Below are 24,990 nucleotides of genomic sequence, written 5' to 3' on the forward strand. Positions count from 1 at the left end.
GGGCAGTCTCTCCAGCGAACGAGAGGGCACCGCTGTTGCTCTCATTCAGCTTAGGGCTTTGGCTTTTGTTGATCTCCAAACACAAGCTTTTTGTCAAGTCAATTTGCAATCTGTATTCATCCAGCTCAATCGGGGGAACTAGCATGAGTGCAATCACAGCGGCAAGCCAGATGGGCATCCGGGGTATTACGGAGACCACCCCATTGGAGTTGCGTCCCAATGCCAGCCAGGAGCAGCTCAATGCGGTGCTGCGCGCCATCTATCGTCAGGTGCTGGGCAACGATCATTTGTTTGGGGCGGACAGGAAGGAGCTGGCCAGTGCGGAATCCTTGCTGCGCCAGGGCAGCCTGACGGTGCGCGAGTTTGTGCGACTGATCGCCAAGTCCGAAGCCTATAAGAAGCGGTTTTTCTACCCCAACTCGCAAACCCGTGCCATCGAACTGAATTTCAAGCATCTGCTGGGTCGCGCTCCCACCAGTTCTAAAGATATCGCCCGCCACCTGGACATCTACCAATCGGGCGGCCACAGCGCCGAGATCGACTCCTACATCGACAGCCCGGAATACCTGGAAGCTTTTGGCGACAACATCGTCCCCTATCCGCGCGGGTTTGAATACCGCAAGGCCCATACCACCCGCGACTTCACCAACCTTTTTGCCCTCTACGGAGGCTACGCCAACAACGACCGCTCCCAGGGGCCCAGACCCCGCTTGATGATGCCTCTGGCCACCGGCTTTACCCCGGCCATTCGCCGCATCGGGGTGCGGGGCCTGCTGCCGCCCAGCCCCATTTCCAAGCACCTGGGGCCGCCAACGGGCCAGTCGGATCGCATGTTCTGTGTGGAAGTGACCCGACTGTTGAATCCGCCTTCAGCTCTGGCCACCTCCAGCCGGGTGCGCAAATCCAACCAGCAGATCTTCGTCTCCGCCGATCAACTGTCGGCGACGATGCAGCGGCTGCTCAAATCGGGCGCCAAGATCGTCAGCGTCCGCAGCGCTTGATCCCTTCTGCGTGTTTTCTTCGTTGTTGACTTCATGACCACTGCTGTTCCTTCGGATCCCAATCCGTCGGTGGATCTCACGCCGGCTGGTCAGGTCGCCAAGCTGCGCCACGGGGATCCGGGGGAACGCTACTATGCTGCTTGGTGGCTGGGGCGCATGCGCATCCCCGAAGGGATCCCGGCCCTGATCGAAGCTCTGGCGGATGAAACGGATCGCACAGCTCAAGGGGGATATCCGCTGCGGCGCAATGCTGCTCGCGCCCTGGGCAAACTGGGATCCCTTGCCGGGATCCCAGCACTAAAAGGGGCTTTGTTTTGCTCCGATGGCCAAGTGGTGGCAGCCGCCGCCCAAGCGCTGGTGGAGATCGCTCTGGCCAACAACCTCGATGGGGATCCTGAGGAAGTGGAAAAGCTGGGATCCGCTTTGCTGGAAGGGCTGCGCTTTGTGGAGCAAGGGCTGGAGACGGAAGCGCAAGCCGCCCTAGAGGCGATTATCGAGGCTCTTGGTCACCTGCAAGTGGCCGCTGCCCTGGAGCCAATCCGCCTTTACCTAGAGCACACGTCCATTCGTTTGCAATGCGCGGCAGCGCGGGCCTGCTATCGTCTGACTGGGGATCCGGCTTTTGCCCAGCGTCTGCTCTCGGTATTGGAGCACACCAACATCCACCTGCGGCGGGCTGCTCTCCTGGATTTGGGGGCCAGCGGCTATTTGCCGGCGGCACAGGCCATTGCAGCGGCGGCGGTGGAGTCCAACATCAAGCTGCTCGCCCTCAAGCAGTTGGTGGAGATGAACCTAAAACACCAAGAATCCCCCAGCGCCAAGCTGCAGCAGGTGCTGCGGCTGATCGACGAGCTGCTTTGAGCTGCAGGCTCTTGCAGGCTTTCTGTAGAGGTGTTCCCCAAGCGCTCCTCGCTGCTATGGCGAGTGCTCACAAAGCAACTAGAGCAGACGTTCGGTTGCTGCTGGTGCCGCCTGCCTATTCTTCGCAGACCTGCCGGTAGGTCAGGAAACCCCACCCGCCCATGCGGTGGGGTAGTCCATGTGCTCAGTAACCGCAAGTTGACACCAAAGGGATGATTTTGTCAAAGTGAATACAGAATAAAGTTAAGGCTTACCCTTTCAGCCTGTTTTTGTCTTTTCGGTCGCTTGGGTTGCGTGAAGGAGAGATCCCCTTTGGGCAGCCTTGAGGTGGCGGCTTTTTTAAGCTCTCTAGAGAAAGTAAAGATCGATCAACTGAACCAAGGGAGTTTTCCTATGCAACTGACCTATCGGGGTATTGCCCATGAGTTTGTTTCACCCTCTGCGGCGATTCAGAATCGGCAGGGCGTGCCGGCTCGGCATCGAGGTTTGGAGTGGAGCTGGCCAGCTCAATCCGTAGCCGTGGCGCTGCCTCAGTCTTTTGCCTTCATGTATCGAGGTGTGGCCCTCCAGTCTGAAACAAGGGTGACGGCGGCGAGCCCTGAGGTGAAAGGGATCCCGGCAGCAGTTGTCTCCCCTCAAGCCTCTTCTCGGAAACACTTTATGAGCTTGGTTGAGGAAACCCATCGGCGGAACCTGCTGCACCGGCTGCAGGAGCGCATCCGTTCTGCCCAAACCCGTGGGGATGAGCATTTGTTGCAGCAACTGGAGCAGGAACGGCAACTGTTGGCTTGAGGGCTGCCCTCTCTTATAAAAGGAGCCTGACGGAACCTGCAAATGCCGCATAATGGGGGACGGTTCCCAGGGATGTGGTGAGGGATCCCGGCAGCCGTTGGTTGTTGAGGCAGGGGTTAGGGCAGCGTGATAGAGGAGTCCGCCACGCAGGAGTCTTCCGCCCTGCCGTCCCGTTCTTTGCTCTCGGTGGCAGGGCTGGTGGCAGGGGCCACGCTGCTCAGCAAGGGCATGGGGTTTATCCGGCAGGCTCTGATCGCGGCAGTCTACGGGTCAGGGCCGGAGTACAGCGCCTTTAGCATAGCCTACGTCCTGCCCGGCTTTTTGTTGATCTTGCTGGGTGGGATCAACGGCCCTTTCCACAGCGCCATCGTCAGCATTCTCAAAAAACAGCGGGATCCTGGCAGAGAGGATCCGACCGTCTGGCTGGAAGCGATTTCCACCCTAGTGGGCTGTTTGCTCTTGGCGGTGACCTTGGGCCTCTGGTGGGGAGCCGACTGGGTGGTGCGCCTGAATGCGCCAGGGGCCAGCCCCGAAGTCCACGCTTTGGCCGCTGCGCAACTGCGGATCATGGCCCCCCTGGCCTTGCTCTCGGGCTGGATTGGGATCGGCTTTGGGGCGCTGAATGCGGCCGAGCACTACCTCTTGCCCGCCCTCAGCCCCCTGATCTCCAGCTTGGCGGTGATCGGGATCCTGGTCACGTTGGGGTGGACAGGGATCCCGACGTTGCTAGCCTGGGGTGTGCTCATCGGCGCCATTGCCCAGTGGCTGGCGCAGGTGCCTCTACAGATGCGGCTGGGGCTGGGGCGGCTGCGGCTGTGCTTTGAGTGGGGATCCCCGCAGGTGCGGGCGGTGGGCCTGCTGATGCTGCCGGCGGTGATCTCCTCCGGCATGATCCACATCAATGTCTACGTGGATCTCTTTTTTGCTTCTTTCGTGCCCGGGGATCGCACCATCGGCAACTTGGGCTATGCCCAGCTTTTGGTGCAAACCCCCCTGGGGATTCTCTCCAACATGGTGCTGGTGCCCCTGATGCCCCTCTACGCCCAGTTGGCGGGGGATGGATCCCGTTGGCCGGAGCTGCGCCAGCGCATCCGCCAAGGGCTGATGGTTACGGCCATCCTCACCCTGCCCCTTGCGATGGTGTTGGTGGCCCTGGCCGAACCTATCGTTCAAGTGGCCTACCAGCGCGGTCGCTTTGCGCCGGAGGTGACGCAGGAGGTGGCGGCCCTGCTGATGGCTTATGGGCTGGGGATGACCTGTTACCTGCTGCGGGATGTGTTGGTGCGCATCTTCTACGCCCTGGAGGACGGGGCTACACCTCTGCACATCAGCGGCCTGGCCATCGGCCTGAATGCCCTGCTGGACTTCCTGTTTTTGCCAACCTTTGGAGCACCGGGCATTGCCCTGGCTACGGCAGGCGTTAACCTGATGGCTCTGATTGGACTGGGGATCCGCCTCCACCGGCGTCTGCCGGGGATCCCTTGGCGGGAGATGGGGCAGGCCCTGCTGCCCTTGCTGGGGATCACCACCTTGGCCGGGGCCCTCAGCCATTGGCTGTGGACGCAACTGCGCTCCCAGCAGATCCTGGGATCCCCTTTGATCACCGCCGCCCTCTGGGCCGGTCTGGCCGCCGGCATCGGTCTCAGCTTGTTTGCGGCGGGGGCCCTGTATTTGCGGATCCCGGAAGTGAACTGGCTGGCAGCCCGGATCCAGACGCGCTTGAGCAAGATTGCCAGCCGGCGATCTCCATCCAGACCCTAGGCAGGCCCGACTAGCTGATGGCTTCGAGGTAGTCTCGCACCCGGTTGCGCCGCTTCGGCTGCCGCAGTTTTTGCAGGGCTTTGGCCTCGATTTGCCGTACCCGCTCCCGCGACAGATCCAAGGCGCGACCAATTTCCGCCAGCGAGTAGGTGCGCCCATCTCCCAAGCCAAAGCGCATGCGGATCACATCCCGCTCGCGGCTGGTGAGATCCCCCAGCAACTGCTGCAGATCGCGATGCAGGGCCTCCCGCATCATCGTCTCTTCGGGGGAGATGTCGTCGGTTTCCAGCAGATCCCCCAGTTCGGTGTCTTTGTCTTTGCCCACCTTAGTTTCCAGAGAGACCGAGCGCGGCACCCGTACCAACAGCTCTCGTACTTGAGGCGGGGTCATCTCCAATTCGGAGGCGATATCTTCAATGGTGGGAGTGCGACCTTTTTCTTGGGAGAGCTTGCGCTGCGCCTTCTTGATCTTGTTCAGTTTCTCGGTGATGTGGACGGGCAGGCGGATGGTGCGGCTCTGGGTGGCGATAGCGCGGGTGATGCCCTGCCGGATCCACCAGTAGGCGTAGGTGCTGAAGCGATAACCCTTCTTGGGGTCGAACTTCTCCACCGCCCGCTCCAGGCCCAGCGTGCCCTCTTGGATCAAGTCCAGCAGTTCCAGGCCTCGATTTTGGTACTTCTTGGCCACCGACACCACCAGGCGCAGGTTGGCCTTGATCATGTGCTCTTTGGCACGATTGCCAGTCCGCTGGATCTGCTGCAGCTTTTCGGGGGTGAGGTTGGCCCACTCGGGGTATTGGTTGGCTTTGGCCACCCATTCGGCGGGAGTGGGATCCCGTCCCAGCTCCTTCTGCAGGCGCAGGCGTATGTCCAAGAGCTTCATGTAGTCTTGGACTTTTTGGGCCAGGGCCACCTCTTCATCGCGCCCCAAGAGGGGAACACGCCCGATCTCCTGCAGATAGAGGCGTACCAAGTCGGTGGAGCGACGAGTCGGCTCCTCTTCCAAAAACTCGCTTTCGGCCAGATCGACCTCTACCTCCTCCGGAGGATCGAGGAGATCGCCATCCAACAAAACATCGTTGAGTTCAGGTTCGTAGTTAGACATGTAGGGTGTTGCTGAAACAGCGATAGAGGCAGGCCGTCAAGTGGGCTGAGCAAGCAGTGGTGATGGCTGTAGAGCCGGTTGGGCTTAAGTATTCCCCAGTACCGAGGGCTTCGCGCTATCATCATCCAAACGGATGAAACACTGCCCTCAGCCCGACTTCATGCCCATACTTCACAGAGAAAAGCTGAAGTGGTGGAGGGGCCACCCAATGGGCGGAGCGTGAGCCCCTTATCATAACTTAATTATAGTTGCATTTCTCGGCTTAAACGCATGAGATCCAGCGTAGAGCTCCCCCAGCTCAATTGCCACCGCTACTGCCGAAAAGCGCACTGCCCTCGGGACAGTCTCTGCCGGCGAAGCCGGCAACCCATCCATCCTCAAGGTCTAGAGGGTCTAAACTTGAGAAGCAATGTTTTAAGTCATCTGTTAAGTGATCGGATGAGCCGTTCCCGTTCACATATTCTATTCGGCTTGCTGGCGGAGAAGCTCCCCGAAAAGTTAGACTTACCGAACCCACTGACTCCTGGCAGGATGGGCGCTGCTCAGATGCTTGGGATCGCCTTTGTGCCGCCAGACGCCACGCTGACGGGGGGCAGAGTTTCAACCTTGGCGCTGACGGTGCTGCTGGCCATCGGCTTATTCTTTTTTCTGCGAGCCTCTGGCAAAGACCGCGTCGAAGCTCGTCTCTATTTTAGCAGTCGCAGCCTGGAGGAAATGGGATCCCTTCTCCGAAAGCACCTGGAAGAGCGGGCCTATTGCTTGCAGTCTGCCGATGCGGAGGGGATCGCCACCTTTGCGGGGCAGGCGCGGGCCAGCGCCGGGTTGGCCGTTTTTTTGACGGGGCTGGCGGGGGCGGGGCTGGCCTGTCTGGCTTTGGTGCTGCAGGTGCTGGAGCCGGGCTGGGGAGCCTGGCCCTGGACACTGCTGTTGGTCTCTCCTTGGGCGGGCTGGTACTACTGGCGGCGCAGCCACCGCCCGGAGCAGATCCGCCTGAGGTTGCAAGCGGCGGACTCGCCCCCCGGATCCCTGCTGTGGGTGGAGGGGCACCGGGATGAGCTGGAGGTGCTGGCCATTACCTTGGGGCTGCAAGAACGGGATCCAGGTCGAGGGTAGCCCTAGAGCTCTTTGGGGAAGAAGGAAGCCGGAAGCAAGGACAGTTGATCCCCTTGGGCGGGAGCGACGATCCCATCGGTCTCAGAGTCTTGTTCAGCCTGTTTTTTCTTGGCGGAGAGGCGGCTTTTCCCTTGGTTGCGCAGGCCCAGGCCGATGCGGCTGTGTTGTTCCACCAGGGCCAGCACCTGTTGGGCCCGCTCGATCACCGGCTGGGGCAGGCCGGCCATGCGCCCCACCTCGATGCCGTAGGAGCGGTCGGCTCCCCCCGGCTGCACCTGGTGCAAAAAGATGATGCGATCCCGGAGCTCTTTGACCACCACCTGGAAGTTGGCCACGTTGGGCAGCAGCGTCTCCAGTTGGTTGAGCTCGTGGTAGTGGGTGGCAAAGATCGTGCGGGCGCGCACCTGGGTGGCCAGGTACTCCGCTACCGCCCAGGCAATAGAGAGGCCGTCAAAGGTGGCGGTGCCGCGGCCAATCTCGTCCAAGAGCACCAGGGATCGCTCGCCGGCGTGGTTGAGGATGTTGGCCGTCTCGTTCATCTCCACCATGAAGGTGGACTGTCCCGTGGCCAGGTCATCCACGGCGCCGATGCGGGTAAACACGCGGTCGCACAGGCCCAGCTCCGCCCGCCGCGCCGGGACAAAGCTGCCCATCTGGGCCAGGATCTGGATCAGCCCAATCTGGCGCAAGTAGGTGGACTTGCCGGACATGTTGGGGCCGGTGAGGACGATGAGATCCGGGCCGTGGGGGGATCCCAGGCGCACCGAGTTGGGGACAAACAGGCCCTGGGGCAAAGATTTCTCCACCACCGGGTGGCGACCCTCTTCGATGATTAAACGGCGATCTGCAGTGATCACCGGGCGGGTGTAGCCCTGCTGCACGGCCACCTCGGCTAGGCCAAACAGAGCATCGACGGCGGCCAGGGTCTGGGCCACCTGGCGGATGGCGGCAGCTTGGGATCCCGCCTCTTGGCGCAACTGCACAAACAGCTCGTACTCCCGCTGGTTGATGTCGGTTTGGGCGGTGAGGATGCGGGCTTCTTTTTCTTTGAGCTCGGGGGTGATGAAGCGCTCTTCGTTGGTTAGCGTCTGCTTGCGGATGTACTCCTTGGGCACCTGCTGCGCCTTGGCGCGGCTGATGCTGAGGTAGTAGCCAAAGGCCTTGTTGAAGCCCACTTTGAGGGTGGGAATGCCGGTGCGCTCGCGCTCGGTTTTCTCCAACTGGGCAATCCATTGGCGGTCTTGCTCCACCTGCTGCCGCAGCCTGTCCAGCTCCGGATCTACGCCAGGCCGGATCAGCCCCCCTTCGGTGAGAATGGGCGGGGGCGAGGGCAAGAGGGTGTGCTCGATGCGCCGGCCCAGGTCAACCAGAGCGGGATCCACCTGCTGCAGGCTCTGCAGGAGGGGAGTTTGGGCTTCGGCCACCAGCTCGGCCAGTTGGGGCAGTTTGCCCAGGGAGGATCCCAGGGCCACCAGCTCGCGCGGGTTGGCAGTGCCGGAGGCGACGCGGTTGGCCAGCCGCTCCAGATCGTAGAGAGAGTCCAGCAGGGATCCCAGGCGGGTGCGCAGGGAGGGGTTTTCCAAGAGCTCCTGGATGGTGTCCTGGCGAAGGCGGATTTGCTCTCGATCCCGCAAAGGCTGCAGCAGCCAGCGGCGCAGGGTGCGCCCGCCCATGGCGGTGCGGCTGTGATCCAAGACCCAGAGCAGGGATCCGACAAAGGCCCCCTCGCGGATGGTCTGGGTCAGCTCCAGGTTGCGGCGGGTCTGGGCGTCCAATATTAGGTAGTCGGTGAGCTGGTAGGTGCGGGGCGGGCGCAGAAGCGGATGGCCCCCTTGGGGAGAGGGCTGCACCAGATTCTTTTGCGTCTCTTCCAGATAGTGGAGCAATCCCCCTGCCGCCCGAATGGCCAGCGGCAGCCCCTCGCAGCCCAAGCCCTCCAGGGAGCGCAGGCTATAGGTCTGCAGTAGGTTGTCCCGCGCCACCGCTAGCTCAAAGGGCTCCGCCGGGCGCAGGGTATAGGTGTACTGGCCGGGTAGGCCCAGGGGGGCTTGGGGATCCCCAGGCCGCATCAGGCCCAGGCCCAGCCCCTCTTCGGTGGGCAGCAGGATCTCCGCCGGCTGCAGCCGGGCCAGCTCCTGTTCTAGCTGCTCTTGCCCCTCACTCTGGCAGACCCAGAACTCGCCGGTGGAAATGTCGGCATAGGCCAGGCCCCAGGCGGTTTGCTTGGAGCCTCGCAGGCGGACAATGGCCGCCAGGTAGTTGTTTTGCCGCGCCTGCAGCAGCTCCTCCTCGATGACCGTGCCGGGGGTGATCACCCGCGTCACTTCCCGCCGCACCAAGCCTTTGGCTTGATCCGCCGGCTCCATCTGGTCGCAGACGGCCAGGGCATACCCTTTGGCCACCAACTGGGCGGCATAGCGGTCAAAGGCGTGGTAAGGGATCCCGCACATGGGCACCCGCCCGATGGCCCCCGCCTCTCGCCCGGTGAGCACCAGCTCCAGCTCCCGCGACACCAGTTGCGCGTCCTGGAAAAACATCTCGTAGAAATCCCCCAGGCGGTAGAGCAGGATGGCGTGGGGGTATTGCCGCTTCAGCTCTACGTAGTGCTGCATCATGGGGGTGAGCAGGGCGGGATCCACCTGCAGGGCATCCCAGGTGGGCTCAGGGGCAGCGGAAGAAGTCATAGCGCCAATACTTCAAGACGGCTCTGTCCAACCCAAGCTAGCCGGCTTCGGCCATTTTATTGGGGATCTTCCCCCCTCTCCTTGGGCAGCTCAGTGAAGGCAGACTTTGGTTTCGGGGAACAAGCCGGCCTAGGCGGCTGGGAGTGCCGATCCATCTCCCCTTGGCTCAAAGGGGGTCGAAGACTTATTAAAACTAACTTGCAATAGCTAAGAAAGCCTGTTATTCTGACAGCTACGTTTTTATTGAATCTAAGTCTCAACAGGCTAAGAAGCTCGGCAGGTTAGGGCTGCGCCAGGGTGGGTCTGGGTGCGCTGGCGAGCCGGCTGGGGCTGTCTTGTCTTGGGGATCTCCCCCTCTTAAAAGTCCAGAGGTTTGCGATGTTGGCCAAGCAAGAGCGTCTGTCATCAGGAGTTGACCCGGAGACCCGCTGGGGGCAGACCAGGCGGATCCGCTCGCCGGTCGGCTTGATGGTTTTGCTACTGGGTGTCATCCTCTTGCTGCTTTGGATCTCAATTGCCTTGGGATCCGTTCCCATAACTTTTTCGGAGCTGTGGCAGGCCCTGTGGGGGCAAGGGGATCCGATCCGGCAGACCATTGTCTGGCAGTTGCGGCTGCCGCGGGCGCTTTTGGCCCAGTTGCTAGGGGCAGCCTTGGGGATGGCGGGGGCCCTGTTGCAGGGGATGTTGGGCAATGGGCTGGCGGATCCCTACCTGCTGGGCATCTCGGCGGGGGCGGGCCTGGCGGCCGTAGCGCTGCTCACCTGGGGGGAGTGGACGGCTTGGGTGCCCTTGGCAGCTTGGGTGGGCGGCGTGCTGACCACGGTGTTGGTGTATGGGCTGGCGCGCACCCGCTCCGGGCTGGCGGTGGAACGGCTGATCCTGGCGGGAGTGGCTGTCAGCGCCCTCTTTGGGGCGATCAGCTCTGCTTTGTTGCTCCTGGCCGATGAGCGGGTCCAGGTGGCCCTGACGTGGTTGATCGGCAGCCTGAGCGGGCGGGGTTGGCCGGAGGTGCGGGTGGCCGGGGTGTATATCCTGGCCGGGCTGGGGCTGGGCTGGGCGCAGGCGCGGGCTTTGAACCTGCTGGGCCTAGGAGAAGAGATGGCGGTGAGCTTGGGGATCCCGTTGGTGCGGACGCGGGTGACCATCGGCTTGGTGGCGGCTTTGTTGGCGGCGGCAGTCGTCAGCGTGGGGGGGTTGATCGGCTTTGTGGGGTTGGTGGTGCCCCACATGGTGCGCCAGGGGGTGGGATCGGATCACCGCTGGCTGTTGCCCCTTTCTGCCTTGGCGGGGGCGGCTCTGTTAAGCGGCGCCGATCTCCTCGCCCGGCTGGGGGCTGTAGAGCTGCCGGTGGGGATCGTCACGGCGTTGATGGGGGCGCCGTTTTTCGGCTGGCTGCTGCGGCAGCGGGAGGCGGGGCAATGAGGGCGGGCCGGCCGATTTTGCAGGCCGAGGCGCTGAGCGGGGGCTATGGCTCGCATCAGGTGATCCGGCAGGTGAGCTTCAGCCTGCAGGCGGGGGACTGGCTGAGCATTGTCGGCCCCAATGGCTCAGGCAAATCGACCCTGCTGCGGCTACTCAGCCGAGTGTTGGTTCCGCAGGCGGGGCGCGTACTTTTGGACGGTCGGGATCTGCACACCCAGCTCAGCCCGCAACAGGTGGCGCGGCAGTTGGCCCTTTTGCCCCAGCAGCCGCGGATCCCGACAGGGCTGACGGTGCGGCAACTGGTGAGCTTGGGGCGTTCTCCTCACCAGCCCTGGTGGGCGTGGCAGTTGCCGCGGGCAGATCAGCAGCGGGTGGAATGGGCGCTGGAGCAGACGGGACTGGGATCCCTGGCCCTGCGGCGGGTGGAAACGCTCTCCGGCGGCGAGCGGCAACGGGCCTTTCTGGCGCTAGCCCTGGTGCAGGAGCCGCAGGTGCTGCTGTTGGACGAGCCCACCACGTTTTTGGATCTGCGCCACCAACTGGAGCTGCTGGAGCTGTTGCGACGGCTGCAGCAGGAGCAGGGGCTGACGGTGGTTAGCGTGCTGCACGATCTAAACCTGGCCATTCGCTACAGCCGGCGGGTGGCTCTGCTGGGATCCGGCCAGTTGCAGGCCCTGGGATCCCCGCAGGCGGCCTTGACTGCTGAGAGGGTGCGGCAGGTGTTTGGCCTAGAGGTGGAGTGGATCCCAACGCCGGTGGGGCTCCAGCTTTGCCCCTTGCGCAGCGCAGACCCGGCAAGGCCCCTCTGGCTGGGAGGAAAGGGTGTTGAGGCGAAGGTTTGACTTGTTTCTGGTGGTTTTTGGGAGAGTGAGAAGTTATGCGAGTAACCGGCTGTGGCTGGAAGGCAGTGAGTTTGGGGCTGTGTCTGGGGCTGAGTTGGGGATCCCTGGCCCAGGCGCAACCCGCGGCTCGGATTCCTGAGACTCCTTTGCTGGCCCAGGCCACCCCTCGGGGGGCCACCACCATCCAAGAGCAGATTCGCGAGCTAGAAGCCCAGATCGAAGCTGCCCGTCGGCGGGGGGATCAGGCGGAAGTGGAGCGGCTGCAAGCGGATCTGCAGGTGTTGCAGCAGGGCACCCCTGTCTTCAACCTGCAGCAGGTTACAGTCACCGGCACCCGCACCGAGCGCACCCTGGCCGACTCGCCGGCCAGCATCACCGTCATCGACCGGGAGCGCCTGCGGCGGGAGCTCATCCAGAACATCCAGGATCTGGTGCGCTACGAGCCGGGGGTGAGCGTGCGGCGAAATGTCCGCTATGGACTGCAAGACTTCAACATCCGCGGCCTTGACGCCAACCGGGTGCTGATCCAAGTGGACGGGATCCGGCAGCCGGAGCGGTTTTCTTTTGGCCCCTTCAACATCGGGCGGGACACCTTTGAGCTGGAGACCCTGAAGACGGTGGAGATCATCCGCGGCCCTGCTTCCACCCTCTACGGCAGCGATGCCCTGGGGGGCGTGGTAACCTACACTACTCTAGATCCAGTGGATCTGCTGGGGGAACGGGACAGCCATGTGGGCCTCTCCAGCCAGTACGACAGCAAAAACCAAGGCTTTGTCAACACCCTCAGCTTGGCGGGCCGCCAGGGGAACCTGGAAGCCCTGCTCATCTACACCCGCCGCGACGCCAGGGAGCCGGATATCAAGGCGGATCCCAGTTTCAAAGATCGGCAAACGGTGGAGGGGGACAACGTTTTGGCCAAGCTGGTTTACCGCTTCAGCCCCTTGGAAAGCCTCACCTTGACCGGCGAGTACTTCAACAGCCGCACCACCACCACGTTCTCGCGGCGCAACCTGGATCCCGCCGTCAGCTTATTTAGGGAAACCATCGACACCGAGCGCAGCCGCCTCAGTTTGGAGTATCGCTACGCCAACCCAGAGAATCCCGCTTTTGAGCTGGCCACTGTCCAGATCTACTACCAGCCCGCCCGCACCCGCGAGCCCAGTGTAGAGGAGCGCACCCTCACGGTGCAAGGCCGACCCGTACCGGTGCGGCGGGATACCTTCAACGAGCTGGTCAGCAACATTTTGGGAGCCAGCCTGCAGGCCCAAAGCCGCTTCCAAACCGGGGATCTCTCCCACCGCCTGGTGTATGGGATGGAGATCTCCACCACCCGCAACGAGCGACCTCGCAACCGTTTTCAGACCAATCTGCAAACTGGAGCAGTAACCCAAAACATTCCCCCAGATACCTTTCCCACCAAAGATTTTCCCGACTCGGACACCGTGCGCTTTGGGCTGTATGTGCAGGATGAGATCGACTTTGGCGGCGGCAACTTGACTCTGATCCCCGGCATCCGCTACGACACCTACAACCTCACCCCCAGCCCTGATGAAGCTTTCTTGAAAAGCGGGTCAGAAGCGGCCAGCCTCTTTGCCGATGCCGTCTCCCCCAAGCTGGGCCTAGTGTGGAGGATTAACCCCAACCTCACCTTTACGGCCCAGTACAACACCGGCTTTCGCGCTCCCCAATACAACGAGATCAACAGCGGCTTCACCAACCTGGTCAGCCCGGTTTTCCGCTATCGCACCCTCTCCAACCCCAACTTGCGCCCGGAAACCAGCCAGGGCTTTGAAGTGGGTTTGCGAGGGATCTACCCGCAGGCCAGCTTCAGCTTGGCGGCCTACTACAACACCTACAACGACTTTATCGAGGCATTCCGGGAGGTGGGATCCGAGCCCTCACCCCCCGGCCCCCCCGGTAGCCCGCCGCCCCCGCCGGTCATCCTGTTCCAGAGCCAAAACGTCAGCCGCGCCCGTATCTATGGCGTAGAGGCGACAGGACAATATTTCTTTAGCCCCGACCTAACCGGTTGGAGCCTAAACGGCAGCTTTGCCTGGGCGGTGGGGGACAATCTTACAGAAAACAAGCCCCTGCTTTCAATCGAGCCGCTGACGGCGGTGCTGGGGCTGCACTACGACGATCCCAGCCAGGTGTGGGGGGCGAGGTTGGTGGCCACGCTGGTGGCGGATCCGCGGGATCCGCAGCGGGAGGTGGTGCGACCCAACCCCAACGCTCCCCCGCAGATTCCCTTTGTGCCCAGCGGCTATACGGTGGTGGATCTGCTGGGCTACTACAACCTAGACGACAACTGGCAGCTCAATTTCGGGGTGTTCAACCTCTTCGACGAGCGGTATTTTCTCTACTCCGAAACCCGCACCCTCTTTGTTGGCCCTGAAGTGGAGCGGCGGGCCCAGCCGGGGCGCCATATGGCCCTCAGCTTCTCCAGCCGCTTCTAGGACTCCCCGCCAGACGTGCCCATCGAGATAGCCCCGAGCCATGCTCGCCAAACCCCCCACTCGCACCGACCGGGGATCCGCTTCTTTGCAGAGGGGATCCCACCCTCGGCTTTTGTGGCGCCTGCAGATGGGGTATTGGCAGCAGGCAGGCATGGCCTATGGGGTGGGTCTGGCCTGGCTGGAGCTGGGCCTGTGGGGGGTGGCGCGGGGCCAGAGCTCTGAGGGGCTGCGCTGGATTGGCTGGGGCGAGAAGCTGCTCAGGGCGGCCCTGCTGGCGGGCTATTGCTCCCTTGCTCTCTCGGTTGCCTGCACCTCGCTGGAGGATCTCCCTGAATTGCCTGGGCAAAGTCGGGAGCTCCGCCCGCTGCGCTGGGAGACTTTGCTCTCGCTGCTTTTGCATCTGTTGGGGCTGCTGGGGTGGGGATCCCGACCTCTGAGAGAACCCGAAGTGCGGATCCCGGTCACGCTGTGGCTGGAGGATCCCCCGCCGGCCCCGCTTGAGGCGGCTGCAGAATCAGCTCTGCCTGACCCAGCGGAGGAGCCGACCCAGCCGGCCTCGGAATCCCCCCCTGCGGCTGCCCCACTCCCGCCCGATCCTGCACCCCAGCAGATTCAAGCTTCTTCACTGACAACTTTGCCAACGCCGCCCCCCACGCCTGTTCCCACGGCGAAGCTGGGGCCGACCCCTACACCCACGCCGATGGCCGCCCCAACCCCTCCGCCGCCCTCCCCAACACCGACGGTCACCCCCTCACCGCAGCAGCCCCCTCCAACTCCGGTGGCTACCCCCACGGCCGCACCTGTGGCCAACAGGCCGCCCTCTGGGGCTGCTACGAGCGCTCCCATTCCCCGCTTCACCCCCCTCATCCAAGGGATCCGTTCGGGTGGCGGGGGCACTGCCGGGAGCAAGGGATCCGAATCCAGCGCTCCTGGGAGGGGTGTCGTTGCTGGCCTCGGTGGATCCCAGGCGCAGGGGTCTGCGCCGACAGCAGGAGAAGGGGCTGGGGAGGCTTCCACTCCTACCTCCTCGCCTGCAGCAGTGGCTGCCAATCCGGACATCCTGGCCCGCCCCATTCCGGGTCGCAACCCGCCGCCACAGTACCCTCCCCAAGCCCGCCGCCTCGGCCAGCAAGGCCAAGTGCTGTTGCGGGCCAGGGTGGATGCCCAAGGGCAGGTGCAGCAGGTGGAAATTGTCTCTTCTAGCGGCTTCCCAGCCCTGGACAGGGCCGCACAAGAGGCGGTGCAAAGGTGGCAATTTAGCCCTGCCTTGAGAAACAACACCCCGATTGAGTCGTGGGTGACGGTGCCGATTCAATTTACCCTCAATTGACTGTTTTGGAGATTGTCCATGCCGTCTTCTCTTTCTCGCCGTCAACTTTTTGTCCTTGGCCTGGCCAGCCTGGGGGTCTGGGGGATGGGTCGCCAGGCCCAAAGCCAGATCCCGCCAGCTCCGGTTCGGCGAGTGGCCAGCCTCACCTCCTTGACCGCCGATATTCTCTATCGCCTGGCCCCGGACAAACTGGTGGGGATCCCGGCCGGACGTTTGCTGGAGGCGGATCCCCGCTTTCAGGGCATAACTCGGCTGGGGCTGGGCAACCAACCTAACCTGGAGCCAATCGTGGCCCTGCAACCGGACTGGGTGGTGGGGGCCAGTGGCTTGCACACGGCTCTGGCAGAACGATTGCAGGCATTGGGGATCCCCACCTATCTCACGCAGGTGGACAGTTGGGCTGCCCTGGAAGCAACCATCGCCACTCTGGCTGCGGCTGTGGGAGTGGATCCGGATCCCTTGCTGCAGGAGTACGGATCGCTTTTGCCCCAGGAGCTGCCCCCGGTTCGCCCCAAAACCCTGCTTTTGGTCGGCACCCAGCCGATTCTTGCTCCCAACCGGCAAAGCTGGGCCGGGGATCTGCTGGAGCGCTTTGGCGCCGACAACCTAACGGCTGCCCTGCAAAGCCAAGGGCAATTTCGCGGCTATGTCACCCTTGCGGCAGAGCGCATCCTGGAAGCCAACCCCGAGGTTTTGTTGGTGGTCAACCCGGAGGCGGCGGATCCCTTGGCGTTTTTCCGGGCCCGCCCCTTTTGGAACCAGTTGAAAGCCGTTCAAACCCAGAGGGTCTATGGATTTGACTACTACGGCTTGGTCAACCCCGGCAACCTAGAGAAAATTAGAGCGGCCTGCGAGCAGTTGGCCCGCGTTTTTTTGGAGGGCTGACCCAAGGGAACGCGGGGGATGGCCTTTTTGCTTGAAAAATTAAAAAATTATTGTTGAAATACCTTTCTAGTCCAAGCTGTAGCGGGTGAGGCGCTGCACCTGGTCGGAGCTGAGGCCCAGCTCTTGGGCAATCTGGGCAGCCACCCGATTCGGATCCAGCTCCGGAAATTCAAATTCCAGCTTGCGCAAATGGGGATTGGTGGTCGTCACCTCCACCTTAGTGTAGCCACGGGAGCGGCGGATCTCCGCTTGGATGGAGAGAATATCCAGGGTTAGGATGGCTTGCTGCTGGCTGCGAATGGCCAAAGGCTGCGCCTGCGAGCGGGGACGGCTCAGCACTTGGCCGGTCACCCATTCTCCACCCACCCCAAACAGGATCCCGGCCAGGGGCAAGACCAGCCAGAAGTCGGCCCCCAAGCTGGGCCAGAGCGCTCCGCGCCGCTTACGCGACTGAAGAAGCTTGAAGAGGTTCGCCATGCCTTGAGGGATCCGGGAAACAGCTTTTCTCCGCCATCCTAGCCTGGCAGAGTGGGATCGGTGGGTAGCAAGCGGGACATGCGCATTTTGTTGGTGGAAGACGACCCGGAGCAGTTGGAGCCTTTGCAGGCTGCTTTGGCCAAGTGCGGCCATGTGGTGGACTGCGCCAGCGAAGGGGAGACGGCCGCTTGGCTGATGGAGGAGAAAGCCTACGATCTCCTCATCTTGGATTGGATGCTGCCAGGATCCAGTGGGATCCAACTCTGTCAACAGTACCGCCGCTTGGGGGGATGCGCACCGGTGCTGATGTTAACCGCCAAGGATGCCACATCGGACATCGTGCAGGGGTTGGATGCGGGGGCAGACGACTACCTGGTCAAGCCGGTGGATCTGCTAGAGCTGCTGGCGCGGGTGCGGGCGTTGGGGCGCCGTTCCCCCCAATGGCAAGGCGACAGCCTCAGCCTCGGATCCTTGCAGTTGCATCTGGCCAGCCTCATCCTGGAGCGGCAGGGGCGGCAAGTGCAGCTTTCGGGCAAAGAGTTTCAGTTGATGGAATACCTGATGCGCCATCCCAACCAGGTGCTCAGTCGCGGCCAGATCGAACAGGCGGTGTGGGAGTGGGGCTGTGAGCCGGAAAGCAATGCCGTGGCGGCGCTGGTGCGGCGGTTGCGGTTACGGTTAAAGGAGGTGGAGGCCCAGGATTGGCTGGAGTCGGTGTATGGCCAGGGGTACCGGCTGCGCATCCCCTCCCCGGCAGCAGACCCATAGAAGCAGTTCCTTAGGGGTGGCATGGAGGCCAAAAGAGCCGGGCCAAAGCATTCTCTCCCGCGGCTGGGCTGGGACTGGGCTTCTCTGAGGCCAACTCTTCAGCAGCACCTGAGCCGGAAGGCCGAGACAGAAGAGGCAGGGCTGTTTCAGCACAGCCGCCGTCGCTTGGCCCGCAGCTTTGCCGGGGTGATGGGCGGGATCCTGGTGGTGTTTGCCGCCCTCTTTTACCGCTTGGAAGTGGAGAACCGGTTGCAGGCTTTTGACGAGGAGCTGCAGGGTCAAGCCCGGATTATGGCAGCCGCCATCAAGTACGAGCTGCGCCAGGGGCAGTGGCGGCTGGTCTTGAACGAAGTGCCTTTCTTGGGGAGCAAAACCCAGCCCCTCGAGCATCACCTGGCCTACTTGGGAGGATCTGCCCCTGGTGGATTTGCGGGAGCTGGTGCAGGAGCTGGGCGAACAATACCGGCCCCAAGCGGAGTCCCTGGGGCTTCGCTGGCAATGCGACCTGCCGGGGCCTGCTGGGAAATGGCGGGTGCGCGGGGAAGCGGCTCTGCTGCGGCAGGCGGTTGAAAACCTGCTGCGCAATGCCCTGCAGTACACCCCCGCCGGCGGCACGGTGCAACTGAGCCTGGAAAGCCGGCGCCATTGCGTTTGCATCCACGTGAGGGACACGGGCCTCGGCATCCCGCCTGAGCACTTGCCCCACCTGTTCGAGCGGTTTTACCGGGTGGACACGGCCCGCGCCCGCCATACAGGGGGATTTGGGCTGGGCCTGGCCTTGGCCCACCAGATCGTCACCGCCCATCGGGGATCCCTGCGGGTGGCCAGCCAAGTGGGAGAGGGGTCGGTGTTTACAGTGGAGCTGCCCTTGTCATCTTCACGTCATTTTCTTTCGCCATCCTCAGGATAGGCCGCAAGGGAAAGCCCACTGAGCCAACCCCAAACCGGCTTGTCCTGTCGATTGGAGTTTGTAACCATGACGATTCGTGCTTCCTTCACCGGTGCCCTCGGCTGTTCCCTGCCGATTTTGCTGCTCCTCACTCCCCTGGTGCTGGGATCCCCGGCGCAAGCCCAGCGGGGCCGCCGCCCGGCTCTTGGAACCGCAGCCCCCGTGCCAATGCAGCCGAGTTGGCAGAGCCCGCGGGAGCTGGAGCGGGCCAGCCACGACCTGGCCAAAGCCCAGCGGCACCTGGCGGAAGCCAGCTTCTTCGCCCAGCGGGGATCCTCTCCGGAAGCCGCCCGTCTCCTGGAGCTGAGCCGCCAGAGCTTGGCCGAGGCCCAGAACGCTCTGCAAAGGGGGAATGTCTTCGCCGTCCGCGAGCAGGCCAAAGCGGCGGAAAACTTGGCCAAAGCCGCCAAGGCGCTCTACGAAGCGGAGTTGGGCTTTGGGAGCCGTCCTGGCCGTTCCTTCTTCGAGGCCCCCTTGCGCGCCCAAGAGTCCCTCAGCCGGCTGCAGGCGGAGATGGCCTTCGCCAACATCACCGCTGGCCCTGTGGCCGAGCTGCAGCAGCAAGCCCAGCAGTTGTTGAGCAGGGTCAATACCGATCCGGGCAGCTACACCTTCGCCGACTACAGCCGCAGCAAGGCTGCCCACCACTCGGCCCGCGCTGCGTTGTATCTGTTGGCGGCAGAGCGCCTGAGCGGTTTGGGATCCCTGGGCAGCCTCTAAGCGCCCCCTGGTTGAGGCAGCCCGCTCTCTTCTCCTAACCCTGCAGCAGTTGCGTTAGAGTAAAGGCCCCCGCCGCGGGGGCCGTTCTTGTTCCCAGAAATCCAGAGTCAATAGCCCACCCTCGTCGAGTGTACCTGCGTTTTCTGCACCTGTGGCACTTCCGCAACTACCGGGATCAGGGGATCCCCTTCGAGGCGCCCAAGACCATCCTGGTGGGGGAGAACGCCCAGGGCAAGACCAACCTTTTGGAGGCAGTGGAGCTCTTGGCCACCTTGCGCTCGCGGCGGGCCAGCCGGGATCGGGAGCTGGTGCAGCAGGGGGAAGAGAAGGCGCGGATTGCCGCCACCGTGGAACGGCTGGGGGTGGCCCACGAGCTGGCAATGGAGCTGCGCAGCCAGGGGGGGCGATCCCTGAGGGTTAACGGCCAGGTGCTACGGCGACAATCTGACTTTTTGGGGCAGGTGAACGCCGTGGTCTTCTCCAGCCTGGATCTGGAGCTGGTGCGAGGGGGGCCAGAGGCGCGGCGCCATTGGCTAGACGGGGTGTTAATCCAACTGGAGCCTGTTTATGCCGACTTGGTGGAGCAGTATCGCCAGATCCTCAAGCAGCGCAATGCCCTCTTGAAGCAGGATCCCAAGGATTCCATCCCGCCGACGCAAGGAGCCGCCAGCAACAAAGCTTCTCAGATGGCCTTCTGGGACGCACAACTGGCCACCAGCGGCAGTCGTATCGTGCGCCGTCGCGCCCGGCTGTTGCAGCGGCTAGAACCCCTGGCCGCCCGCTGGCACCAAACCATCAGCGGCGGACGGGAGACCCTCAGCCTCACCTATCGCTCCCAGGTGCCCCTGCCGGATCCCCAGGCCGATCCCGCGGCGGTTCAGGCCCAATTCTTGGCAGAGATCCGCGCCAGGGCCGCTGCCGAACAGGCTTTGGGCACTTCCCTGGTCGGCCCCCACCGGGACGAGTTGGAGCTGAGCCTCGACGGACGGCTGGCTCGTGCCTACGGATCCCAGGGGCAGCAGCGCACCTTGGTCTTGGCCCTCAAACTGGCGGAGCTGGAGCTGATTGAGCAGGTGAAGGGGGATCCGCCCTTGCTGCTGTTGGACGACGTGCTGGCGGAGCTGGATCTGCACCGCCAAAACCAGCTCTTAGGGGCCATTCAAGAGCGGGTGCAAACTTTGGTTACCACCACCCACCTAGGATCCTTTGACACCGCTTGGCTCAAGGGAGCGCAAATCCTTCACGTGCACCAGGGGCAAATTTCTCCCTCCCCCGCCTCACTCCCCTTGGCTTAAAGCAAGCCAACCCCCCAGCATACTCCCCTCTCCCTCTGGGAGAGGGGCCGGGGGTGAGGGTGCCTCTGGGAGAGGGGCCGGGGGTGAGGGATGGGAGAGGGGCCGGGGGTGGTCGCGTGAGCGGCGCGGAGCGCTTGGGCTCAGAGCCGTCCGCGATCCAGGCTGCGATACTGAATCGCCTCGGCGAGGTGGGTGGGGGCAATGGCCTCGGCGCCCTCCAGGTCGGCAATGGTGCGGGCCACCTTGAGAATGCGGTCGCTCCCCCGCGCAGAGAGGCCCAACTTGTGGATGGCGCTCTCTAGGAGCTTACGACAGGGATCCGACAGGGCACACCACTGCCGCAGGTGGCGAGATTGCATCTGGGCGTTGCAGTGGATCCCGGGTTCGTCCTGGAAGCGCTGCCGTTGGCGTTGCCGCGCCCGTTCCACCCGCTGCCGCACCGCTTGGGAGGATTCGCCACCCTGCGCGCGGACAATTTCTTCCGGCTTGAGGCGGTTGACCCGCACCTGCAAGTCGATGCGATCGAGCAGCGGGCCGGAGAGCTTGGACCAGTAGCGCTCCCGCTGCTGCGGCGTACAGGTGCAGGGCTGGACGGGATCCCCGTAGAAGCCGCAGGGGCAGGGGTTGGTGGAGGCCACCAGGGTGGTTTGGGCGGGAAACTCTAAAGAAACGCGGGCGCGGGAGATGGTGACTTTGCCATCTTCCAAAGGCTGGCGCAGCACCTCCAGCACCTCGCGGCGAAACTCGGTCAGCTCGTCCAAGTACAGAATGCCGCGGTGGGCCAGCGAGATCTCGCCGGGTTTGGGGTAGGGGCCACCACCCACCAGCGCCACGGAAGAAGCCGAATGGTGGGGAGCCCGAAAGGGCCGCTGGGCGATCAGGGCGGTCTGTCCGCCCAGGTGGAGATTTTGCCGCAACAGGCCGGCTGCCGAGTAGATGCGGGTAATTTCTAACATTTCTTCCCACTGCAGCCGGGGTAAAATGCCGGGCAGACGCCGCGCCAGCATGGTTTTGCCCGCTCCCGGACTGCCCACCAGCAACAGGTTGTGCCCGCCGGCCGCCGCGATCTCCAAGGCCCGTCGGGCGTGTTCTTGTCCCTTCACGTCGGCCAAATCCAGCAGGGGTTCCGCCTCAGTTGGCAGCATCTGCTCCGGCTGGATCCGCACCGGCTCGACCCCTTCCGGGTTTTGCAGCCAGCTCACCACCGCCGCCAAAGAGGGCAGCCCATACACCTGGATCCCTTGCACCAACGCTCCTTCCGGGCCGTTTTCCCGGGGCACCACCAGGCGGCGGATCCCCATCTCGGCGGCGCTGGCGGCGATGGGCAAAACGCCTGCCACGGGACGCAGGGTGCCATCCAGGGCCAATTCCCCCAGCATCAGGGTGTTGGCCAGCGCTTCTCCCTCAACCACTCCTGCGGCTGCCAGAATGCCGATGGCGATGGGCAGATCGAAGCTGGGGCCTTCTTTGCGCAGATCGGCGGGGGCCAAGTTAACAATGATCCGCCGCTGCGGCAGGGCAAAGCCGGAGTTCTTGATGGCCGCCCGCACCCGCTCTTTGGCCTCTTGAACGGCCGTGTCGGGCAGCCCCACCAGGGTGATCTGGGGCAGCCCACCGCCAACGTCCACCTCCACCGTAACCCGCACGGCCTTGAGTCCCAGCAGAGCAGCGGAGGTCACTTGGGCAAACAAGAAGATCGCCTCCACGAGCATCTCAACTCATCCTGGCAGAAGTTTTGGCGGCACGCCCCCCGCCCGCCCAATCCAGCGCTTTCCCCCAGCTGCATTCCCGAAAGGAGAACGTCACAATCAACGTTGAGAACGCCCATCGAGCCGCTCCCCCATCTCGTCCTCGTCATCGGGCTGCGTGAGATTGCGTGTGGATTCCTCTCCTGCAATGGGATCCCTTCCTGATCCAGAACTGTTTTATATGCTGAGCTCCGATGGGCGATTGGGGGCGTTGGGGGGTGACTGGGAAGCCTGCCTGGGCTACACGCCTGCCGAGTTAGGGAAGCTACCGACCCCTCTGGTGGAAAGGCGCTTGGGCTGGTCAAGCAGTTCGCGTCAGCGGGACGGAGTCCTCTCTGTTGATCGGAAGCGCCCGCCCTGTGCTCCACAGCCCCCCTCGCCGAACAGCGACGGCGATAAGGTTGGATCCTCAACTCTCCTCTCTGCCCAGCAGCGCTATTTGGTCACCCCAGTTGAGAACCAACAGCGCCTTCTCTGGAAACCCCCAGCCGCCAGCAGATCTATTACCAGCAGATCTATTGGTAGAGCTATACAGCCTGTGGAGCCAGCCGCGTTTACGTGTTTGAGTCGGGTAAGCTGATGCAGGTGATGAACAATTTGCTCTCCAATGCCGCTAAATTTTCCCTGTTGGGAGAAACCGTCCGCATCTGGGCCGAGCTGGTTCCAGAAGGAATCCGGGCCTGTGTGCAGGATCGCGGGCCGGGGATCCCGGAGGCGTTTCGGACCTGCATTTTCCAAAAGTTCGCCCAAGCTGATGCTTCCGATACGCGGCAGAAGGGGGAGACGGGCTTGGGTCTGGGCATCAGCAAAGCGATTGTGGAGCGATCTGGCGGCAGCATGGACTTTGTGTCTACACCGGATCAGCCGGGTACTGCCTTACCATTCGCGCCTTGGTGGGAGCAAAAAGCAGGCGCGCCCTTCTGGGCCAACTGAGGGAGAACCCTTATCTCTAGGAGGCTGATCCCGGTGGTCTTTCCTGCTTCTGAACCTTCCTTGGGTCTTTCTTCGGGCTCCCCTGAGTTCGACAATCTTGACGATCTTGGGGAACAGGTGCAGCGGTTTGCCCGGCGCTACCGGGGGCAGGTGGCGCAACTCAGCCCGCCAGAGCTGGCGGCGGCACTTCAGGAGTTGGCCAAGCTGACGCAAAGGATGCAAGGGATCCTGTCTGAGGCCAAAACCACGGCTGGCGCGGCAGAGGCAGCTTGGCAGAGGCTGGAGCAGGTCATCTTTTTCCAAAACCAGCTGTTGTTTTTCCCTCTGGAGCTGCAATCTCTACCTGCCGTTCCTGCCACTGGCCCGGCGGAAGGTGCTCCCCACAACCCAGAGGGTCAACGCCCAGGCGAGCCCGAGCTGCAGCCCTTTCGCCAATTCTTGTGTCGCCTCCGCCATCAGCAGGGCCACCAACAGCCCGAGCCTCTGGAGCGCCTGCTCCACCAACAGTACCTGACAGGACGGTTGGCTTGGCGGCAGTTGTGGCAGGTGACCCTGAACCCGCCTACGGCGCTCCCAGATCACACCCTCGTTCGGCTCCAGAGCTTAGAGACCCACAGCAGCGCCGAAATCCGTTGGGATGCCTATCAGCGACTGGGTCAGTACCTAGAGGCCCATGCGGAGCTGGGGGGATTTATCCTCAGCACCCTGATCCGCGACCACCTGTGGGAGGCCCAATGGCGGGGCTATGACTGTGTTGCCGAGCTGTACCTGGCTCGCCACGGCCTGACTCAAACCTTTTTGGAGAACCTACTGGAAGGGATCCGCGATCGGTTTGACCTGTTCCAGCGCTACTACCGGCTCAAAAGCCGAACAATGGGGCGTTCCATCCGCATCTGCGATTTGCATGCCCCCTGGGAGGATCCCGTCCCCCTCTTGACTGCTGCCGAGGCCACCTCTCTGGTCTGGGCTGCTTTGCAGGACTTTTGCCCCGAGTGTGCGGCCCAGGCCAAACCCTGGCTACTCGAAGTCGGCTCTGAAGCAGACCAGCCCGAGTCCTCGCCCAGACCGGGAGAAACGGGATTCCTGTTGCAGACCCTTGCGGCCATCAGCCGGCGGCTCCGGCCTGAGGATCCCCAAGTTTGGCTGGATCTGGAGGAGATGCAGGGGAGGGGCTACGCACCGTCGGCGCAAATGTGGGGCGTGCAGGTTCACACCGCCCTTTTGCAGCAGATATTCCTGGATCACCTGGTCGCCTCGGCAATGGGATCCCCTCGCTCTGCTCCTTACGATCCAGAGGGGCAGCGTGCCGGCAGCCTGAAGTTGGCCCAGGCCGTGTTGATAGGCCATCTGGAGGCGCAGTTGCAGGCGGTGTTTTACCAGAGCTTGATCGGTCGGCTGGAGCTGCTCCTGTATCGGTCGGGGATCCCGGAAAACGGTGCAACCTTTCCCCTCTGGGTGAGCGAGGAGTGGCTGAAACTGTGTCAAGAGCTGTGCGGAGATGCGGTGGAATTGTTGCCAGAACACCAGTTCCGCTGGGTGGGGATGCCGGAGCTGTTTCTCCGCCCCTTCAGCGCCTATCAAGCCAGCCTTGCCAGCTTGGTGGCCATGGCCTGCCACCGTCGCTATCGTAGTTCTCCGCGCAACTTTCTGCCCCACTACCTCCACTGGCTGGCCAGCCCGCCCGGATCCCTGACTCTGGAAGAGACCACCCAAAGGCTACAGGCGGATCTGAGCGATCCGGAGGGGGTGTTACAGGCGCTGGAGGAACTGGAGCATTGGATCGAAACGCTCGAAAAGCTGCTGGAAGAGGATCCAGATCACTAGGTTCTGAATAAACTACCCCACCGC

21 protein-coding genes are annotated in these 24,990 nt (G+C 63.0%); 17 read left to right on the forward strand and 4 right to left on the reverse strand.

Translation table 11 applies throughout. The annotated features are described in order from the left end of the window. The first annotated feature begins 143 nt into the window (after nucleotides 1–143). The 4 genes from NW826_RS02380 (at nucleotide 144) to murJ (ending at nucleotide 4,415) form a co-directional block, all read left to right on the forward strand. Entirely contained in the window at nucleotides 144–1,001 is an 858-nt protein-coding gene (locus tag NW826_RS02380; RefSeq protein WP_414509346.1) for a phycobilisome rod-core linker polypeptide, read from the forward strand. Between the two features lie 33 nt (nucleotides 1,002–1,034). Then, nucleotides 1,035–1,862, forward strand: coding sequence for a HEAT repeat domain-containing protein (locus NW826_RS02385; RefSeq protein WP_414332331.1), 828 nt, complete (start codon nucleotides 1,035–1,037; stop codon nucleotides 1,860–1,862). 393 nt (nucleotides 1,863–2,255) lie between these two features. Then, nucleotides 2,256–2,654, forward strand: a complete 399-nt coding sequence (locus NW826_RS02390; protein ID WP_414332333.1) for a DUF4278 domain-containing protein — start codon at nucleotides 2,256–2,258, stop codon at nucleotides 2,652–2,654. A gap of 126 nt (nucleotides 2,655–2,780) precedes the next feature. Next, nucleotides 2,781–4,415 carry a murein biosynthesis integral membrane protein MurJ gene (gene murJ / locus NW826_RS02395; RefSeq protein ID WP_414509347.1) on the forward strand — a complete coding sequence of 545 codons (1,635 nt, stop codon included), beginning with the start codon at nucleotides 2,781–2,783 and terminating at the stop codon, nucleotides 4,413–4,415. 10 nt (nucleotides 4,416–4,425) lie between these two features. Here murJ and sigC read toward each other — a convergent pair whose 3' ends face one another. Further along, complete coding sequence (sigC, locus tag NW826_RS02400; RefSeq protein WP_414509348.1) at nucleotides 4,426–5,520, reverse strand: RNA polymerase sigma factor SigC; 1,095 nt, start codon at nucleotides 5,518–5,520, stop codon at nucleotides 4,426–4,428. 531 nt (nucleotides 5,521–6,051) lie between these two features. On the opposite strand from sigC, the gene NW826_RS02405 reads away from it, so the two are divergent. Beyond that, nucleotides 6,052–6,633 (forward strand): cofactor assembly of complex C subunit B, encoded by a 582-nt coding sequence (locus tag NW826_RS02405; RefSeq protein WP_414509349.1) that lies wholly within the window; start codon nucleotides 6,052–6,054, stop codon nucleotides 6,631–6,633. A gap of 2 nt (nucleotides 6,634–6,635) precedes the next feature. Here NW826_RS02405 and mutS read toward each other — a convergent pair whose 3' ends face one another. Then, the gene (gene mutS / locus NW826_RS02410) at nucleotides 6,636–9,317 is read right to left on the reverse strand and encodes a DNA mismatch repair protein MutS (RefSeq protein WP_414509350.1); all 2,682 of its coding nucleotides are present in this window, start codon (nucleotides 9,315–9,317) and stop codon (nucleotides 6,636–6,638) included. 378 nt (nucleotides 9,318–9,695) lie between these two features. Here mutS and NW826_RS02415 point away from each other — a divergent pair, with 378 nt between their 5' ends. The 5 genes from NW826_RS02415 to NW826_RS02435 are packed head-to-tail and all read left to right on the forward strand — an operon-like array spanning nucleotide 9,696 to nucleotide 16,252. Further along, complete coding sequence (locus tag NW826_RS02415) at nucleotides 9,696–10,739, forward strand: FecCD family ABC transporter permease (protein ID WP_414509351.1); 1,044 nt, start codon at nucleotides 9,696–9,698, stop codon at nucleotides 10,737–10,739. After that, entirely contained in the window at nucleotides 10,736–11,581 is an 846-nt protein-coding gene (locus NW826_RS02420; protein WP_414348831.1) for an ABC transporter ATP-binding protein, read from the forward strand. The genes NW826_RS02415 and NW826_RS02420 overlap by 4 nt, the downstream gene beginning before the upstream one ends. A gap of 35 nt (nucleotides 11,582–11,616) precedes the next feature. Further along, entirely contained in the window at nucleotides 11,617–14,037 is a 2,421-nt protein-coding gene (locus NW826_RS02425; RefSeq protein WP_414509352.1) for a TonB-dependent hemoglobin/transferrin/lactoferrin family receptor, read from the forward strand. 40 nt (nucleotides 14,038–14,077) lie between these two features. Further along, the gene (locus NW826_RS02430) at nucleotides 14,078–15,367 is read left to right on the forward strand and encodes an energy transducer TonB (protein ID WP_414426927.1); all 1,290 of its coding nucleotides are present in this window, start codon (nucleotides 14,078–14,080) and stop codon (nucleotides 15,365–15,367) included. An 18-nt stretch (nucleotides 15,368–15,385) separates the two neighbouring features. Beyond that, nucleotides 15,386–16,252 (forward strand): ABC transporter substrate-binding protein, encoded by an 867-nt coding sequence (locus NW826_RS02435; RefSeq protein WP_414509353.1) that lies wholly within the window; start codon nucleotides 15,386–15,388, stop codon nucleotides 16,250–16,252. A 66-nt stretch (nucleotides 16,253–16,318) separates the two neighbouring features. On the opposite strand, the gene NW826_RS02440 is transcribed toward NW826_RS02435, so the two are convergent. Continuing rightward, nucleotides 16,319–16,729: a hypothetical protein gene (locus NW826_RS02440; protein WP_414509354.1), complete on the reverse strand. Its 411-nt coding sequence runs from the start codon at nucleotides 16,727–16,729 to the stop codon at nucleotides 16,319–16,321. 78 nt (nucleotides 16,730–16,807) lie between these two features. On the opposite strand from NW826_RS02440, the gene rppA reads away from it, so the two are divergent. The 5 genes from rppA (at nucleotide 16,808) to recF (ending at nucleotide 20,461) form a co-directional block, all read left to right on the forward strand. Beyond that, complete coding sequence (rppA, locus tag NW826_RS02445; RefSeq protein WP_414509355.1) at nucleotides 16,808–17,497, forward strand: two-component system response regulator RppA; 690 nt, start codon at nucleotides 16,808–16,810, stop codon at nucleotides 17,495–17,497. Between the two features lie 21 nt (nucleotides 17,498–17,518). Next, the gene (locus NW826_RS02450; protein ID WP_414509356.1) at nucleotides 17,519–18,067 is read left to right on the forward strand and encodes a hypothetical protein; all 549 of its coding nucleotides are present in this window, start codon (nucleotides 17,519–17,521) and stop codon (nucleotides 18,065–18,067) included. Further along, on the forward strand, nucleotides 18,030–18,407 hold the full coding sequence (locus NW826_RS02455; RefSeq protein ID WP_414509357.1) for a sensor histidine kinase: 378 nt from the start codon (nucleotides 18,030–18,032) through the stop codon (nucleotides 18,405–18,407). Before NW826_RS02450 ends, NW826_RS02455 begins: the two co-directional genes overlap by 38 nt. A gap of 66 nt (nucleotides 18,408–18,473) precedes the next feature. Next, nucleotides 18,474–19,166 (forward strand): DNA-binding protein, encoded by a 693-nt coding sequence (locus NW826_RS02460; RefSeq protein WP_414509358.1) that lies wholly within the window; start codon nucleotides 18,474–18,476, stop codon nucleotides 19,164–19,166. A gap of 128 nt (nucleotides 19,167–19,294) precedes the next feature. Then, nucleotides 19,295–20,461, forward strand: a complete 1,167-nt coding sequence (gene recF / locus NW826_RS02465) for a DNA replication/repair protein RecF (protein WP_414509359.1) — start codon at nucleotides 19,295–19,297, stop codon at nucleotides 20,459–20,461. Between the two features lie 140 nt (nucleotides 20,462–20,601). On the opposite strand, the gene NW826_RS02470 is transcribed toward recF, so the two are convergent. Continuing rightward, the gene (locus NW826_RS02470) at nucleotides 20,602–22,152 is read right to left on the reverse strand and encodes a YifB family Mg chelatase-like AAA ATPase (RefSeq protein ID WP_414509431.1); all 1,551 of its coding nucleotides are present in this window, start codon (nucleotides 22,150–22,152) and stop codon (nucleotides 20,602–20,604) included. Nucleotides 22,153–22,767: 615 nt separating this feature from the next. On the opposite strand from NW826_RS02470, the gene NW826_RS02475 reads away from it, so the two are divergent. Beyond that, on the forward strand, nucleotides 22,768–23,142 hold the full coding sequence (locus NW826_RS02475) for a sensor histidine kinase (RefSeq protein WP_414337906.1): 375 nt from the start codon (nucleotides 22,768–22,770) through the stop codon (nucleotides 23,140–23,142). A gap of 33 nt (nucleotides 23,143–23,175) precedes the next feature. Next, entirely contained in the window at nucleotides 23,176–24,966 is a 1,791-nt protein-coding gene (locus NW826_RS02480; RefSeq protein ID WP_414332364.1) for a peptidase M3, read from the forward strand. Nucleotides 24,967–24,990: the final 24 nt, after the last annotated feature.

Source organism: Synechococcus sp. OH20 (genome assembly GCF_047502685.1).
Classification (GTDB): Bacteria; Cyanobacteriota; Cyanobacteriia; order Thermostichales; family Thermostichaceae; genus Thermostichus.